The organism is Nitrospinota bacterium (assembly GCA_035528715.1).
In the GTDB taxonomy this organism is placed as follows: domain Bacteria; phylum JADFOP01; class JADFOP01; order DATKYB01; family DATKYB01; genus DATKYB01.
Window position 1 is genome coordinate 1 of sequence record DATKYB010000135.1, and the last position, 14191, is coordinate 14191.

At 36.7% G+C, this 14191-nt stretch carries 13 protein-coding genes; 11 read left to right on the top strand and 2 right to left on the bottom strand.

The features are described 5' to 3' along the window. Positions 1 to 34: 34 nt before the first annotated feature. Positions 35 to 391, top strand: coding sequence for a response regulator (locus VMW81_09690; GenBank protein HUU51210.1), 357 nt, complete (start codon positions 35 to 37; stop codon positions 389 to 391). Between the two features lie 54 nt (positions 392 to 445). On the opposite strand, the gene VMW81_09695 is transcribed toward VMW81_09690, so the two are convergent. Then, positions 446 to 922, bottom strand: coding sequence for a Mut7-C RNAse domain-containing protein (locus VMW81_09695; protein ID HUU51211.1), 477 nt, complete (start codon positions 920 to 922; stop codon positions 446 to 448). Positions 923 to 1207: 285 nt separating this feature from the next. Here VMW81_09695 and hrcA point away from each other — a divergent pair, with 285 nt between their 5' ends. Next, positions 1208 to 2251 carry a heat-inducible transcriptional repressor HrcA gene (gene hrcA / locus VMW81_09700; protein HUU51212.1) on the top strand — a complete coding sequence of 348 codons (1044 nt, stop codon included), beginning with the start codon at positions 1208 to 1210 and terminating at the stop codon, positions 2249 to 2251. Positions 2252 to 2448: 197 nt separating this feature from the next. Further along, on the top strand, positions 2449 to 3189 hold the full coding sequence (locus tag VMW81_09705; protein ID HUU51213.1) for a 16S rRNA (uracil(1498)-N(3))-methyltransferase: 741 nt from the start codon (positions 2449 to 2451) through the stop codon (positions 3187 to 3189). 119 nt (positions 3190 to 3308) lie between these two features. Here VMW81_09705 and VMW81_09710 read toward each other — a convergent pair whose 3' ends face one another. Continuing rightward, the gene (locus VMW81_09710; GenBank protein ID HUU51214.1) at positions 3309 to 3581 is read right to left on the bottom strand and encodes an HU family DNA-binding protein; all 273 of its coding nucleotides are present in this window, start codon (positions 3579 to 3581) and stop codon (positions 3309 to 3311) included. Between the two features lie 383 nt (positions 3582 to 3964). On the opposite strand from VMW81_09710, the gene purH reads away from it, so the two are divergent. From purH to VMW81_09750, 8 genes are all read left to right on the top strand, one after another. Beyond that, positions 3965 to 5533: a bifunctional phosphoribosylaminoimidazolecarboxamide formyltransferase/IMP cyclohydrolase gene (purH, locus tag VMW81_09715; protein ID HUU51215.1), complete on the top strand. Its 1569-nt coding sequence runs from the start codon at positions 3965 to 3967 to the stop codon at positions 5531 to 5533. A gap of 13 nt (positions 5534 to 5546) precedes the next feature. Then, on the top strand, positions 5547 to 6827 hold the full coding sequence (purD, locus tag VMW81_09720; GenBank protein HUU51216.1) for a phosphoribosylamine--glycine ligase: 1281 nt from the start codon (positions 5547 to 5549) through the stop codon (positions 6825 to 6827). Positions 6828 to 7075: 248 nt separating this feature from the next. Beyond that, the gene (groES, locus tag VMW81_09725; GenBank protein ID HUU51217.1) at positions 7076 to 7363 is read left to right on the top strand and encodes a co-chaperone GroES; all 288 of its coding nucleotides are present in this window, start codon (positions 7076 to 7078) and stop codon (positions 7361 to 7363) included. Between the two features lie 25 nt (positions 7364 to 7388). Continuing rightward, positions 7389 to 9014: a chaperonin GroEL gene (gene groL, locus VMW81_09730; protein ID HUU51218.1), complete on the top strand. Its 1626-nt coding sequence runs from the start codon at positions 7389 to 7391 to the stop codon at positions 9012 to 9014. A 310-nt stretch (positions 9015 to 9324) separates the two neighbouring features. After that, a complete protein-coding gene (locus VMW81_09735; GenBank protein HUU51219.1) occupies positions 9325 to 10659 on the top strand; it encodes an ammonium transporter in 1335 nt (444 codons plus the stop codon). Positions 10660 to 10746: 87 nt separating this feature from the next. Then, a complete protein-coding gene (locus VMW81_09740; protein HUU51220.1) occupies positions 10747 to 11085 on the top strand; it encodes a P-II family nitrogen regulator in 339 nt (112 codons plus the stop codon). A 54-nt stretch (positions 11086 to 11139) separates the two neighbouring features. Next, entirely contained in the window at positions 11140 to 12555 is a 1416-nt protein-coding gene (glnA, locus tag VMW81_09745) for a type I glutamate--ammonia ligase (protein HUU51221.1), read from the top strand. Positions 12556 to 12933: 378 nt separating this feature from the next. Then, on the top strand, positions 12934 to 14191 hold a 1258-nt coding region (locus VMW81_09750), incomplete at its 3' end, for a bifunctional [glutamate--ammonia ligase]-adenylyl-L-tyrosine phosphorylase/[glutamate--ammonia-ligase] adenylyltransferase (GenBank protein HUU51222.1).

Consider the following 14191-nt stretch of genomic DNA (forward strand, 5'->3'; position numbering starts at 1 on the left):
AAGAAAATGTGTTAGGGAAAATAAGGGGGAATCAATGAAGAAAATATTGTTTATTAATAAAGATGCAAATATCAGGTTACAATTTAAAAAGGAATTAGAAGAGGAGGGTTATGAGCTTTTAATAGCTTCCAATACAAAAGAAGGAGAAAAGATTGTTAATAATTTGCCACCAGATTTAATAATCCTTGATATAAGGATATCGGGTGTTGAAGGTATAGATTTTTTAAAAAACTTAAGAGATCAGGATAAAAAAATTCCCGTTATCATCTGCACACCTCATGGAGAGATCAAGCAAGATTTCCAAGCTTCAGCTAAAGATGTCTGTGTAGTCAAATCTGATGACTTAACAGAGCTTAAAGATGCTATTAAAAGGCTCTTTTCAACTACTTAATAATTTTTCCTAAAGATACAAAATTGTAAAGAACGTTATAGAAAGAGGATTTGATTAGGATTTGATCATTCCCTCCTTTTTATTGTTAATGATTGATAAAATCTTTTTTATCATTCTTTCTCTATGGGTTCCTGACCAATAAACCCTTTTACAATGAGGGCAGAGAGTAAAATTATCTATATTAAAAGAGACAAATTCGGGAACCCTATCTATTATTTCCTTCTTATCTGCAGGGATGACTTGTCTGTTGCATACTGTACAAAGTTTAAACATGTTGTCTTTTTTTAATTTATAGCTGTCTATTACCTCCTTTAGCTGTTCCAAGGGCCTAATCTTATGAATAAATAGGTATTTGTCAGCGATTCTTTTCTTTTTAAATTTAGTATTTTTGGTTAGTATAATTCGATTCTCTTTTTTCGCTATTTTTATTAGAGAATCAAGATCAGATTTACGATAAAAAAGGGTGTCGTATCCAAAAATCCTAAGCCATTTTACTAATTTTCCGAGGGTTGCATCTGCAATGAATTTCATCTGTTTTTGCTTTTTACCTCAATTTTTTAATTTATTGTTCCTTAATTTTGGTTTATCGTCAAGGGTATTTATCTCTAACATTTCACTTTACAATGTGTTATTTTTTTATCGTAGTCTCAAAATAATACCGATTCCAAAAGATGAAAGAGAGTTGTCCTTAATAAATCAATTTGGAGTCATTGTCTTTTTTTATTAGGTAATCTATATTAAGTAATGGAACTATTACTTGAAATTCTATCAAAGGTGGAATATAATCATAAAATAAAATTTAAGGAGAATAAATAAGTGCCTGTTGAATTGAGTGAAAGAAATAGGAAAATATTAAAAACAGTTGTAAAGAGTTATTTAGCTACTGCAGAGCCGGTTGGTTCTAGGACCCTCTCTAAAAAGCATGATATTGGATTAAGCCCAGCTACGATTAGGAATGTTATGGCAGATTTAGAAGAGACGGGACATCTTACACATCCTCATACATCAGCAGGAAGATTACCTACTGATAAAGGATATAGATATTATGTAGATTCATTAATGGATAATATTGTTTTGACTCCAGAGTTGGAAAGTGAGATTAAGAAGGGTTGTTTGAGCAAGGGTACTGAGATGGATGAGTTGATGAAATCAACCTCCATTATTTTATCCAAGATATCTCATCAAGCAGGGATAGTGGTATTGCCAAATTTAACCCAAATTTTTCTTAAACATATCTATTTTGTTAAACTGAGTTCAAAACAGTTGCTTGCGGTGTTTGTTTCAAAGACAGGATTGGTACAAAATAAAGTCATTAAGGCAGATGAGGATTTGTCTCAGGAAAAATTGGATAAGATATCAAAATATCTAAATGAAGAATTTGGTGGTTTGACCCTTAAAGTGATTAGAGAGAGAATATTAAAAGAGATTTCACTAGAGAAGGCAAAATACGATAAGTTATTTAGACATGCTCTAAAGTTAGCTAAAAAGGCATTTAAAAAACAAAAGTCATCTGCTACCGATATTTATATAGGTGGTACCAGCAATATTGTTAACCAGCCAGAATTTAAAGATAATGTAGAAAATATGAGATTGATTGTTGAAGCATTAGAGGACAAGGATAAACTAATAAAGATTCTGGATAGATGTATTGATGAAGGCGTTATAAATGTTATTATTGGTTCAGAGAATCACCTGCAGGAGTTACAGCATTGTAGTTTGATAACGAAAGGTTATCATAATAATGAAGGAACAATAGGTCTTCTAGGGATAGTTGGTCCCAAGAGAATGGAGTATCCCAAGGTAGTGGCTATTGTTGATTATACAGCTAATTTATTGAGTACGATTCTGATAGGGAAGTAGAGCGGTTAAACGATATATTAAAAATTTTAAAATTTCTTTCTGCATACCTTAAATTTCACCTTCCATTTGGATTTAATCACTGAAAGTATATCTTTAAAAAGATTCTGAAAGAATTTCTATAGATATATTCAAGATAATTAAGTAAAATAAATTGTATGAGATAGATTAAATAACTGATAAAAAGTTTTTTTATTTTTATGCATAGATTTTTCATCAAGCCAGAAAATATCAAACGAAATACAATCACACTTTCAAATGAAGATGTAACACGTATCAGAAGAGTATTGAGATGTAAGAAGGGAGATTGCATAAAGGTTCTTGATGGAAAAGGTGGGGAATATCTTGTTCAAATAGAAAAAATAGACCCAAACATAGTAAAGGGAAGGATTTTAGAAAGGACATTTATTAAAAATATCCCTGATGTGTCAGTTGTAATGGGACAGGGTATTCCAAAAGGGAGCAAGATGGATCTTATAGTTCAAAAGGCAACAGAATTAGGCGTGGACAAGATTATTCCTCTGATTACAGAAAGAACAGTGGTTAAGATAAATAATCAGTCCTCATATAAGAAGATAGAGAGGTGGAGGAGGATAGCAAAGGGGTCTTCAGAACAGAGTTGTAGGAGTTTTGTTCCGGAGATTTCTCATGTTATGGATTTATATCATTTTTTCTCGAAATACAGAGATGCTGATACAAAACTGATTCTTTGGGAAGAGGAAAAAAATATAAGATTTAGGGACAGATTAAGAAATATTGATAAGATAAAAGAACTTATTTTGGTAATAGGGCCAGAGGGGGGTTTTTCAAAAAAAGAAATAAAAAGAGCAGAAGATGAAGGTTTTGTTTCTGTTGGTTTGGGTTTTTCAATATTGAGAACTGAAACCGCTCCTTTGGTAACCCTAAGTGTTATCCAATATATCTTAGGAAATCTAGGTTAAAAATATAAAGCCCTCTTTAGAAGAGGGCTTTATATTTAGAGGAATTTTTAATTAGAACCCTTTCAGTTATTCGCTTTCTGAACGTAGGAGATATTTCTTATAAATCTAAATCAAAATTTTTATTTTATGGTGGCTTTCAGTCCTTTGCCCGCTCTGAATTTTGGGACCTTTCGGGCAGCTATCTTGATTTTTGCCCCTGTCTGAGGGTTTCTTCCGGTTCTGGCTTTTCTTTTCCCTACTGTAAAGGTACCAAAACCTACGAGAGTCACATTCTGACCCTTTTTCAATGATTTTGTAATGCTTTTTACAACTGAATCTACAGCGGCATTTGCAGCTACTTTTGTAATTTTAGCATCTTTTGCTATTTGAGCTACCAATTCAGCTTTAGTCATTCCCTTTCCTCCTTAAAGTTTGAAGGTAAATGAACTTTTAACTTATAAAAGAATTATCCCCCCTTTCTTATATTTTATTAAAAATTACTTAAATGATTATACAATCGTTTATATTCGCGAATCTTTATTATATAAAGGGCTAAGAAGATACTATCTGTTATGTTTCTAGAAAAAGGATGCCCTAAAAATTAGCATCAGTTTTTAATCTTGTCAAGAACTAAATGCACGAAAATCAATATTTCTAAAAAAATTTTAAAAACTTTCTTTTCTTGACAACTATATTCGTCTAATATAAATTTTATAATCTTAAAAACCTGCCGAAAACCTGTTAATTTAATTTCAATATTGGACCCGTCATATAATATTTTTATCAGGAGGCTAAGATGAAAAGGATTAAAAGGGTTTTAATAAGTGTGTCAGATAAGGAAGGAGTTGTTGAATTTGCAAAAGCCTTAAGTGGTATGGGAGTAGAGATTTTATCCACGGGAGGAACAAATAAGCTACTAACAGAAAAAGGGATAAAGGTATCTTCAGTTTCTGATTATACAGGTTTTCCAGAAATATTAGATGGAAGAGTTAAGACCCTCCATCCTAAGATATTGGGCGGAATACTAGCAGTCCGGGGGAGTAAAGAACACGAGAATGATCTGAGGTCTCAAAATATTGGATTGATTGATATGGTAGTAGTCAATCTCTATCCATTTGAGGAGACAGTAAGTAAACCAGGGATTTTGCTGGAAAAGGCTATCGAGAATATAGATATTGGCGGGCCGTCAATGCTGAGGGCAGCAGCAAAAAATTTCAACGATGTTGCTGTTGTTATTAACCCTAAATCTTATAACGAAATTATATCTGAGATGAGAGAAAATAACGGTTGTTTAAGCGATAAAACAAGGTTTCGATTAGCCAAGAAGGTGTTTCAACATACAGCAAGATACGATTCTGTTATTTTTTCTTATCTCGTTTCTTTAAAAGAAGACAAAGAGGTGTTTCCCAAGTTTTTAAATCTTCCCTTTGAAAAGGTTCAAGATTTACGATATGGAGAAAACCCTCATCAAAAAGGGGGTTTCTATAAAGAATTCCCTTTCAAGGAAACAGAACCCTCCATTATATCAGCTAAACAGCTTCATGGTAAGGAGTTATCTTTTAATAATATCATAGACCTTGATGCTGCTTTGGCCCTTGTAAATGATTTTGAAGAAACAGCTGCTGCGATAATTAAACATACAAATCCTTGCGGTGTTGCTGTTGATAAGAGTCTGGTTGAGGCTTACAGGAAGGCAAGGGAGACTGATCCAATGTCTGCCTTTGGTGGTATAATTGGGTTAAATGACATTGTAGACACAGAGACTGCCAACGAGATATCCAAGACATTTATTGAAGCAGTGATTGCTCCAGATTATGAACCTTCAGCATTAGAGGTATTAAAGAGAAAGAAAAACTTAAGGATTATGAAAGTGGAAGGATGGAATAAAAAGAGAAAGTTTGATCCAAACAGATTAGATATGAAAAAGGTTGTGGGAGGAATGATTCTTCAAGAAAGAGACCTTATTGACATAGATTTAGAAAAGGTTAAGATTCCTACAAAAAGAAAACCCACAGAACAAGAATTTAAAGCCTTGAAATTTGGATGGACAGTTGTCAAACATGTAAAATCAAATGCCATTGTTTACTCTACAGAAAATCAGGCTATAGGTATTGGGGCTGGTCAGATGAGCAGGGTAGATTCTGCTAAGATAGCGGCTATGAAGGCCAATCTTCCCTTAAAAGGGTCTGTTATGGCTTCTGATGCCTTTTTTCCTTTTCGAGATGCTGTGGATGAGGCAGCTGAGAAAGGAATTACAGCCATAATCCAGCCAGGGGGTTCTGTGAATGACGAAGAAATCATTAAGGCTGCAGATTCTCATAATATAGCTATGATATTTACCGGCATACGCCATTTTAAACATTAGGGTGGAGAGAGAGATGAGGATATTAATTGTAGGGAGTGGGGGAAGAGAACACACTCTTGCCTGGAAAATAGCACAGAGTCAGAAGGTGTCTAAGATATATTGCGCGCCAGGAAATGCAGGGACAAGAGAATTGGCTGAAAATATAGATATTTCTGTAGATGATATTCATGGATTAAGAGAATTTGCAGAGAAAAAGAAAATAGACCTTACAGTGATTGGTCCTGAGCTTCCTTTAACTATGGGGATAGTAGATGAGTTCCAAAAATCTGGATTAAGAATATTTGGTCCAGATAAAAAAGCCGCTGAGGTTGAAGGGAGCAAGATATATACCAAGAATCTATTAAAAAAGTACAATATACGAACAGCAGAGAGTGAGATTTTTTCTTCTCCTTTAGATGCAAAAAACTATCTTAAACAGATCAAGACTCCTTTTGTGGTTAAGGCTGACGGATTGGCAGCAGGAAAAGGGGTTATGATATGTAAAACCCCTGAAGAAGGTAGAGAAGCTATTTCTTTAATAATGGAGAAAAAGATATTTGGAGATGCTGGGAATAGTGTCATTATAGAAGAGTTCTTGTCTGGTGAAGAGGCCTCTTTTCTCATTTTTACTGATGGGGAAAATATTCTTCCTATGGTTACCTCCCAGGATCATAAACCCATATATGATGACGATAAGGGTCCCAATACAGGAGGCATGGGAGCATACTCACCAGCTCCGATTGTAAATGATAGTTTATTTGAAAATATCGTAAGGGAGATTATGCTTCCTACAATAAAGGGATTAGCATCTGAAGGGAGGACTTATAAAGGGGTTCTTTATGGGGGGCTTATGATATCGAATAATCAGGCAAAGGTTCTAGAGTTCAATGTTAGATTTGGCGATCCCGAAGCCCAGCCCATTTTAGTAAGAATGAAAAGCGATCTCGTTCCTGTATTAGAGGCTGCAGTTGATGGAAACCTTGATAAAATAAATATTGAGTGGAGCGATCAAGCATCTGTCTGCGTGGTTATGTCTTCAAAGGGATATCCAGGCAGTTATGAAAAGGGTAAAGAGATTAAAGGAATAGAGGAAGCCAGCAGACTGAAAGATGTTGTCATATTTCATGCTGGCACGGCATATCAAAATAATCAATTGGTTAATAACGGAGGCAGGGTTCTGGGTGTGACGGCCTTAGGTGATGATATAGAAGATGCTATTCAAAAGGCGTATGAGGCAGTTAAAATGATAGAGTGGGAAGGTGTGCACTACAGAAAAGATATTGGGAAAAAGGCTTTGAAATATTATAAAAAGTAATCTTCAAACATTTCATTTCCCTTTTCTTCTTAAAAAAAATTTTTAAAATTTTTACTTGATTTTTATTTTTTTTTACATTATATTATTAGCACTCACTTTAGGAGAGTGCTAATAATTTATTAAAACTTTATTTTTAAAAAGTTTTGTAGGAGGTGATGGTAAGTATTTCTGAATGAGTTTTGCAACTCAATTTATAATTCTGTTTTAGGAGACAGAAAACAATTTTTTAGAAAAAGAGGAGGATCATTATGAAAGTTCGTCCTTTGCAAGATAGGATCTTGGTGAAGAGACTGGAAGAAAAGGAGGAAAAAAAGGGAGGCATTATCATTCCGGATACTGCAAAAGAAAAACCTCAAGAAGGGAAGGTTATAGCGGTAGGTAGCGGCAAGATTTTAGACAACGGAAAGAGACAGCCTTTGGAGGTAAAGAAGGGTGATAAGGTTTTGTTTGGAAAATATTCAGGGACAGAAGTAAAGATAGATGAGGAAGAGTATCTCATTATGAGAGAAGAGGATATCTTAGGGATAATTGAATAAATTGTAAAATGAGGAGGATAAATATATGCCAAAGGAATTAGTTTATGGTGAAGATGCAAGAAAGAAACTTCTGGTAGGGGTGGAGAAGCTAGCAAAAGTGGTGGCGATTACCCTTGGCCCCAAGGGGAGAAACGTGGTATTGGACAAGAAATTCGGTTCGCCATCTTCTACAAAAGACGGTGTGACTGTTTCCAAGGAGGTTGAACTGGAAGACCGCTTTGAAAATATGGGTGCCCAAATGGTCAATGAAGTGGCGAGCAAGACAAGTGATGTAGCTGGTGATGGAACAACAACAGCTACTGTATTGGCTCACGCAATCTTTCGAGAGGGCATGAAGAATGTTGCTGCTGGTGCCAATCCTATGGACTTAAGGAGAGGTATTGAAAAAGCTGTGGAAGAGATTGTCAGTGGATTGAAAAAATTAAGTAGACCTACCAAGGAGAAAAAGGAGATATCCCAGGTAGGCACGATTTCTGCTAATAATGATAAAACCATAGGAGACCTTATTGCAGAAGCTATGGGGAAGGTTGGTAAAGACGGGGTTATTACAGTAGAAGAGGCAAAGAGCATGGAAACCTCTCTCGATATCGTTGAAGGAATGCAGTTTGATAGAGGTTACCTCTCCCCCTATTTTGTTACAGATACCGAGAGGATGGAAGCGGTTCTTGAAGAGCCTTACATCCTTTTACATGAAAAGAAGATAACCAATATGAAGGATTTGCTCCCCATTTTAGAGCAGATTGCCAAATTAGGGAAGCCTCTGCTCATTATTTCTGAAGAGGTTGAAGGCGAGGCCCTTGCAACACTGGTTGTCAACAAATTAAGAGGAACACTTAACTGTGCAGCTGTGAAAGCCCCAGGCTTTGGAGACAGAAGAAAAGAGATGCTGAAAGACATTGCTATCCTTACAGGTGGTGATGCCATCTCAGAAGATTTAGGGATTAAGCTTGAGAATGTTAAGTTAGAAGATCTTGGTCGAGCAAAAAGAATAGTGATTGACAAGGACAATACAACGATCGTTGAAGGTTATGGTAAGTCGTCTGAGATTGGGGGGAGGGTAAAACAGATAAGAACCCAGGTTGAGGAGACCACATCAGATTATGACAGAGAAAAGCTCCAGGAGAGGTTGGCAAAACTGGTAGGAGGAGTTGCTGTCATTAATGTAGGTGCGGCTACTGAGACAGAGATGAAGGAAAAGAAAGCGAGAGTTGAAGATGCATTGAACGCTACCAGGGCTGCAGTTGAAGAAGGAATAGTTCCTGGCGGTGGTGTAGCCCTTTTAAGATGTATCCCTGCATTAGAAAATCTGAAACTCAAAGGAGAGCAGAAAATAGGAGCAAATATTGTGAAGAGGGCTTTGGAGGAGCCGATAAGAAAGATTGCAGATAATGCAGGCGCTGAAGGTTCGATCGTTGTTCAGAAGGTCAAGAATGAGAAGACCAATATTGGATTTGATGCTAATGTGTGCGAGTATGTAGATATGATGGAGGCAGGGATTATTGATCCTACAAAGGTTACGAGGATTGCTCTTCAGAATGCAGCAAGCGTTGCTGCAGTTATGCTGACCACAGAGGCCCTGATTGCAGAGAAGCCTGAAGAAGATGAGAAGAAGGGGATGCCTCATATGCCTCCAGGTGGTGGAATGTACTAAAATCTTGAAGTCCCTGCCTTTTTTGAGGGCAGGGACTTTTTTTGCCCAAATATTAATCAAAAAAGCCTCTTTATTAATCATTCATGTTAACCTCTTGTATTAATTCACATTAGATTTTTTTATTCTTTTCCATTTATTCTATTGCATAAAATTTATGCAAATCAATTTTCTCTTTTATCTTCTCTATTTAATTAAAATCTTTAAATACAGCTAGTTAGAATTTTTTAAAAGAATGGCACTAATAGTGCATTATGGCAAATGACAATTAAGTGGAACATGCATCATTTTTAACATAAAAAGGAGATGAATTATGACAAAAAGAATAACTGGTATTTTATTTTTCTTAATCTTTTTATTAATTTTTCAAGCACCAAGGATTTCTCTTGCGAGTGAAGGAGCAGTTGTTGACTCAGGGATTACGGCATGGATGATTACATCCACAGCCCTTGTTCTTCTGATGATTCCAGGGCTCGCTTTGTTTTACGGTGGTTTGGTTCGCACGAAAAATGTCATTGGAACTATGCTGCATAGCTTTGCTGCTATGGCCATCATTGGTGTTCTCTGGGCTGTTTGTGGGTATTCATTGAGTTTTGGACCCAATGCCTTAGGGGGTTGGATTGGATGGAACCCTGATCTCCTCTTTCTTTCTGGTATTGATGATGCGATTGGTAACGGTATTCCTGAATATGTTTTTGCTATGTTCCAGGGCAAATTTGCTATTATTACACCAGCCCTTATAGCTGGGGCCTTTGCTGAGCGGGTTCGCTTTAAGAGCTATTGTGTTTTTATCACTCTCTGGTCTTTGCTTGTCTACTCTCCCCTTTGCCACTGGGTATGGGCTGAGGATGGCTTTCTCTTTAATTTAGGGGCTAGTGGTGCTATCGATTTTGCCGGTGGAACAGTTGTTCACATTTCATCTGGAATCAGTGCATTAGTCATTGCGCTTTACTGTGGGGTAAGACGAGGTTATCCAAAGACAGCTATGCATCCCAATAATCTGGTTCTGACTTTATTAGGTGCAGGTCTATTATGGGTAGGTTGGTTTGGTTTTAATGCCGGAAGTTCGGTTAACAGCAATTTAGATACAGCCAGAGCCCTGACAGTAACTCAGGTTGCAGCTGCATCAGGTGCTCTTATGTGGATGATTATTGAGGCTTTAAAATATGGAAAGGTAACAAGTCTTGGACTATCTAGCGGTATCTTGGCTGGCTTGGTTGCGATTACGCCAGCCGCAGGTGTGGTTCAAGTCAGTGGAGCAATTATTTTAGCTTTTTTAGCTTCCATCATCAGTTTTGCGGCAATTCAATTAAAAGGCAAATTAGGCTATGATGATACTTTGGATGTTTTTGGCATTCATGGGGTATCGGGTATTGTCGGTGCAATCGGTTTGACATTTTTTATCAGAGAAAGCTGGATGAAAGAAGCGGCTGCTGCAGCTGGTGGTTCTTGGACGATGATGCAGCAACTTGGCGTACAAATAGCTGCTGTTGCACTAACCATCGCTTACGTAGCGGTTGTTACACTGATACTCATTGCCTTGATTCAAAAGACAATCAGTTTCAGAGCCAATGAGGAAGAGGAGAGCACAGGTCTTGACCATAGCTTTCATGGAGAGCATGGTTATGGCTTTTTAGAGTTGCGTTAATCAAATTATTTCTTTACATTAGAAGGATAATTATGATACGAAAACACAAGCTTTATATCTATTATTAATCAAAGGGAGGACTAAGAGATGAAAAAGATAGAAGCAATAATCAAGCCCTTTAAGTTGGATGAGGTGAAGGATAAGCTTAATGAAATCGGTATACAGGGAATCACTGTGAGCGAGGTCAAGGGCTTTGGACGTCAGAAAGGGCATACAGAATTATATCGAGGGGCAGAGTATGTCGTCGATTTTTTACCAAAGATAAAGTTAGAGATCGTTGTCCCTGATAGATTAGCGGATCAGGTTGTAGAGGTAATTGTCTCTTCTGCCCAAACAGGCAGGATCGGGGATGGCAAGATATTCATATTTCCAATTGATGAGGCAGTAAGAATAAGGACAGGCGAAAAGGGCGAAGAGGCCATTTAGTTTCTAGAAGTAAAAAAGAAGAATTTTATTATTAAGATATGCGGAGGTACTGAGATGAAGACAGCTAAAGATGTTTTAGCGTTTATTAAAGAAAAAGATATAAAGATGGTTGATTTGAGATTTACTGATCTTCCTGGATTATGGCACCATTTTTCAATGCTGGCAAAGGATTTTACAGAAGAGATGTTTGAGGAAGGTGTTGGATTTGATGGTTCAAGTATAAGGGGATTTCAGACAATCGATGTGAGTGATATGATACTCATTCCCGATCCCAACACCTTTTTTAAGGATCCTTTTACAGAAGTCCCTACAGGAAATATTGTTTGTAATGTTAAGGATCCCGTAACCCTTGAGATGTACAGTAGAGATCCCCGCTATATCGCTCAAAAGGCTGAGAGTTATTTAATCTCTACAGGAATAGCAGACAAGGCCTTTTTTGGTCCTGAGGCTGAGTTCTTTATCCTTGATGGGATAAGGTTTGATCAGTCTTATAACTTCGGTTACTATTTTATCGATTCGAAAGAGGGGTTCTGGAATTCTGGTAAGGAGGAGAATCCCAATCTGGGATATAAACCTAGATACAAGGAGGGTTATTTTCCTGTTCCACCCATGGATAGTCTCCAAGACATCCGGTCTGAAATGGTCATGTTGCTTGAGGAGGTAGGTGTTCAAACAGAGATTCATCATCATGAAGTTGCTACTGCAGGGCAGGGAGAGATAGATATCAAGTTTGATACCCTGCTTAGTATCTCAGATAAATTTATGGTGTATAAGTATATCGTTAAAAATGTGGCGAGGAAGCATGGAAAGACCGTAACCTTTATGCCAAAACCGATTTTTATGGATAATGGTTCGGGCATGCATACGCATCAGAGTTTGTGGAAAAAAGATAAACCGCTGTTTGCAGGGGACAAATACAGTGGTCTGAGTGATATGGCTTTAAATTACATTGGTGGGATTTTAAAACATGCTGAGGCCCTCTGTGCCCTGGTTGCTCCTACAACAAATTCATATAAGAGACTGGTTCCTGGCTATGAGGCTCCTGTTAATCTTGCCTATTCCAGCAGAAATAGGAGTGCGGGGGTTAGAATTCCTATGTATTCCCCAAGCCCTGGTGCAAAACGTGTTGAAGTTCGTTTTCCAGATCCTTCTTGCAATGGGTATCTGGCGTTTTCTGCAATGCTCATGGCCGGTTTAGATGGTATTGAAAATAAGATTGATCCTGGAGAGCCATTAGATAAAAATATCTATGAGCTCCCTCCAGTAGAGTTGGCTAATATACCTACTGTGCCGTCCTCTTTAGAAAAAGCATTGGATGCTCTTGAGGAAGATCACGAATTCCTTTTAAAGGGAGATGTGTTTACTCAGGACGCATTAGAGACATGGATAGAATACAAGAGAAAGAATGAGGTTGATCCAATAAGACTGAGACCTCATCCCTATGAATTTGCTATCTATTTTGATATTTAGAAGATTAGCTAATATTAAATTTACCTTTAATCTATTCTGCATAGGCAAGACTTTTTAAAAAAGACTTTGGCATGTTCTTTTACAAGGACGGGCTTTTGTTTGTGATTAAGGAGTAATTTTTATTGAGACTGCTCCGGCCTGTTTTTTATTGGGTTAGTTTAAGACTTAGTTCTATTTTTTTAAAAGAAAGAGTCCTTCATCCTTGCAATCGTTAATAGCTCCTCAATATCTTAAAATTTGTCCAACCAAACTTCTTTTACTATCGTCTTTATAATACTTATAGACAAAAGTTAAATCGATTCTCCTTGATGGAAACCCTCTATTAATATATAATTTTAATAACTTATTATTTTTAAATTATTTTTAAAGTTATTTAGGATGAAAGAGGTCATAAGTAAGATTTCTAAAGGGATATTAAAGAGAGAGTTTTCAAGCGATGAAGAGAGGGATACGTTATTAAAAAAACTGAATTTTTCATTCTGTAAAGACGTATGGAATACCCTTATCAAGATTTCTAAACATACAAAGTTTAATTCCCTTTTCCCTGATTTTTTCCCTCAGTTTCTCAAAGAACTATCCTTTTGCTTTGATCCAGACATGGCTCTAAAAAACTTTGAGAGATTTTCTGAAATAATCTATGACAAAAATTATCTCTATACGATTCTTAATAGTGAACCCTGGAAACTCAAGATACTAGTCAGTCTTTTTTCAGGGAGTCAATTCTTAAGTGATGCTCTCTTCCAGAATCCTGAATATTTTGACTGGTTAACAGATAGAGATACCCTTGATAGCCCCAAGTTCAAAGATACTCTCTACAAAGAATTAAAGGAAATGATTGAAAAAGCAGTATCCTATGATGACAAGTTAAGGGTACTGAGGCAGTTTAAAAAGAGAGAGTTTTTGAGGATAGGTCTCAGAGATCTTTTGAGAAAAGCAGATTTTGTAGAAACTGTTGAAGACCTCTCAAACCTAGCAGATATCTGCCTGCAAAAGGCCTATGAATTTTGCAATAGAGAATTGTTAGAAAAATTTGGAGTCCCCATGTTTATCGACAAGGATGGGGGGGAGAGGGTCTGTGAATTTGTTATTTTAGGTATGGGCAAGCTTGGAGGGAGGGAGTTGAACTTTAGTTCTGATATAGACTTAATATATCTCTATTCTTCAGATAAGGGTGGCACAGCTGGAATTAAAGAATTAGGCGATAATATAATAAACAAGATTACCAATCATGAGTATTTTTGCAGGCTAGCCCAAATGATAACAAGCGCTATAAATAATGTTACAGAGGATGGCTTTGTCTTCAGGGTTGATTTACGATTGAGGCCAGAAGGAAAGAGTGGTGATATTGCAGGTTCTTTAAGAAGCTATGAGATTTATTATGAGTCTTGGGGAGAGCCATGGGAGAGGCAGGCCCTGATTAAGACAAGACCTGTCGCGGGGAGTGAGCGATTGGGTAAAGAATTTTTGGATATTATAAAACCTTTTGTTTACAGAAAATATTTAGATTATTCTTCTTTAGAAGAAATCAAAGATATGAAGGAAAGGATAGACCAAAATGTTCAGAAGAAAGGGATAAAAGGGGAGGATATAAAATTAGGTCATGGTGGAATAAGAGAGATAGAGTTTTTAATACAGG

Excerpts from the sequence above, each read along its gene's own strand:
- VMW81_09705 (HUU51213.1), top strand. The coding sequence starts at position 2,449 with ATGCATAGATTTTTCATCAAGCCAGAAAATATCAAACGAAATACAATC.
- groES (HUU51217.1), top strand. The coding sequence starts at position 7,076 with ATGAAAGTTCGTCCTTTGCAAGATAGGATCTTGGTGAAGAGACTGGAA.
- VMW81_09740 (HUU51220.1), top strand. The coding sequence starts at position 10,747 with ATGAAAAAGATAGAAGCAATAATCAAGCCCTTTAAGTTGGATGAGGTG.
- VMW81_09735 (HUU51219.1), top strand. The coding sequence starts at position 9,325 with ATGACAAAAAGAATAACTGGTATTTTATTTTTCTTAATCTTTTTATTA.
- purD (HUU51216.1), top strand. The coding sequence starts at position 5,547 with ATGAGGATATTAATTGTAGGGAGTGGGGGAAGAGAACACACTCTTGCC.
- VMW81_09710 (HUU51214.1), bottom strand. The coding sequence starts at position 3,581 with ATGACTAAAGCTGAATTGGTAGCTCAAATAGCAAAAGATGCTAAAATT.
- VMW81_09690 (HUU51210.1), top strand. The coding sequence starts at position 35 with ATGAAGAAAATATTGTTTATTAATAAAGATGCAAATATCAGGTTACAA.
- VMW81_09695 (HUU51211.1), bottom strand. The coding sequence starts at position 922 with ATGAAATTCATTGCAGATGCAACCCTCGGAAAATTAGTAAAATGGCTT.
- purH (HUU51215.1), top strand. The coding sequence starts at position 3,965 with ATGAAAAGGATTAAAAGGGTTTTAATAAGTGTGTCAGATAAGGAAGGA.
- groL (HUU51218.1), top strand. The coding sequence starts at position 7,389 with ATGCCAAAGGAATTAGTTTATGGTGAAGATGCAAGAAAGAAACTTCTG.
- glnA (HUU51221.1), top strand. The coding sequence starts at position 11,140 with ATGAAGACAGCTAAAGATGTTTTAGCGTTTATTAAAGAAAAAGATATA.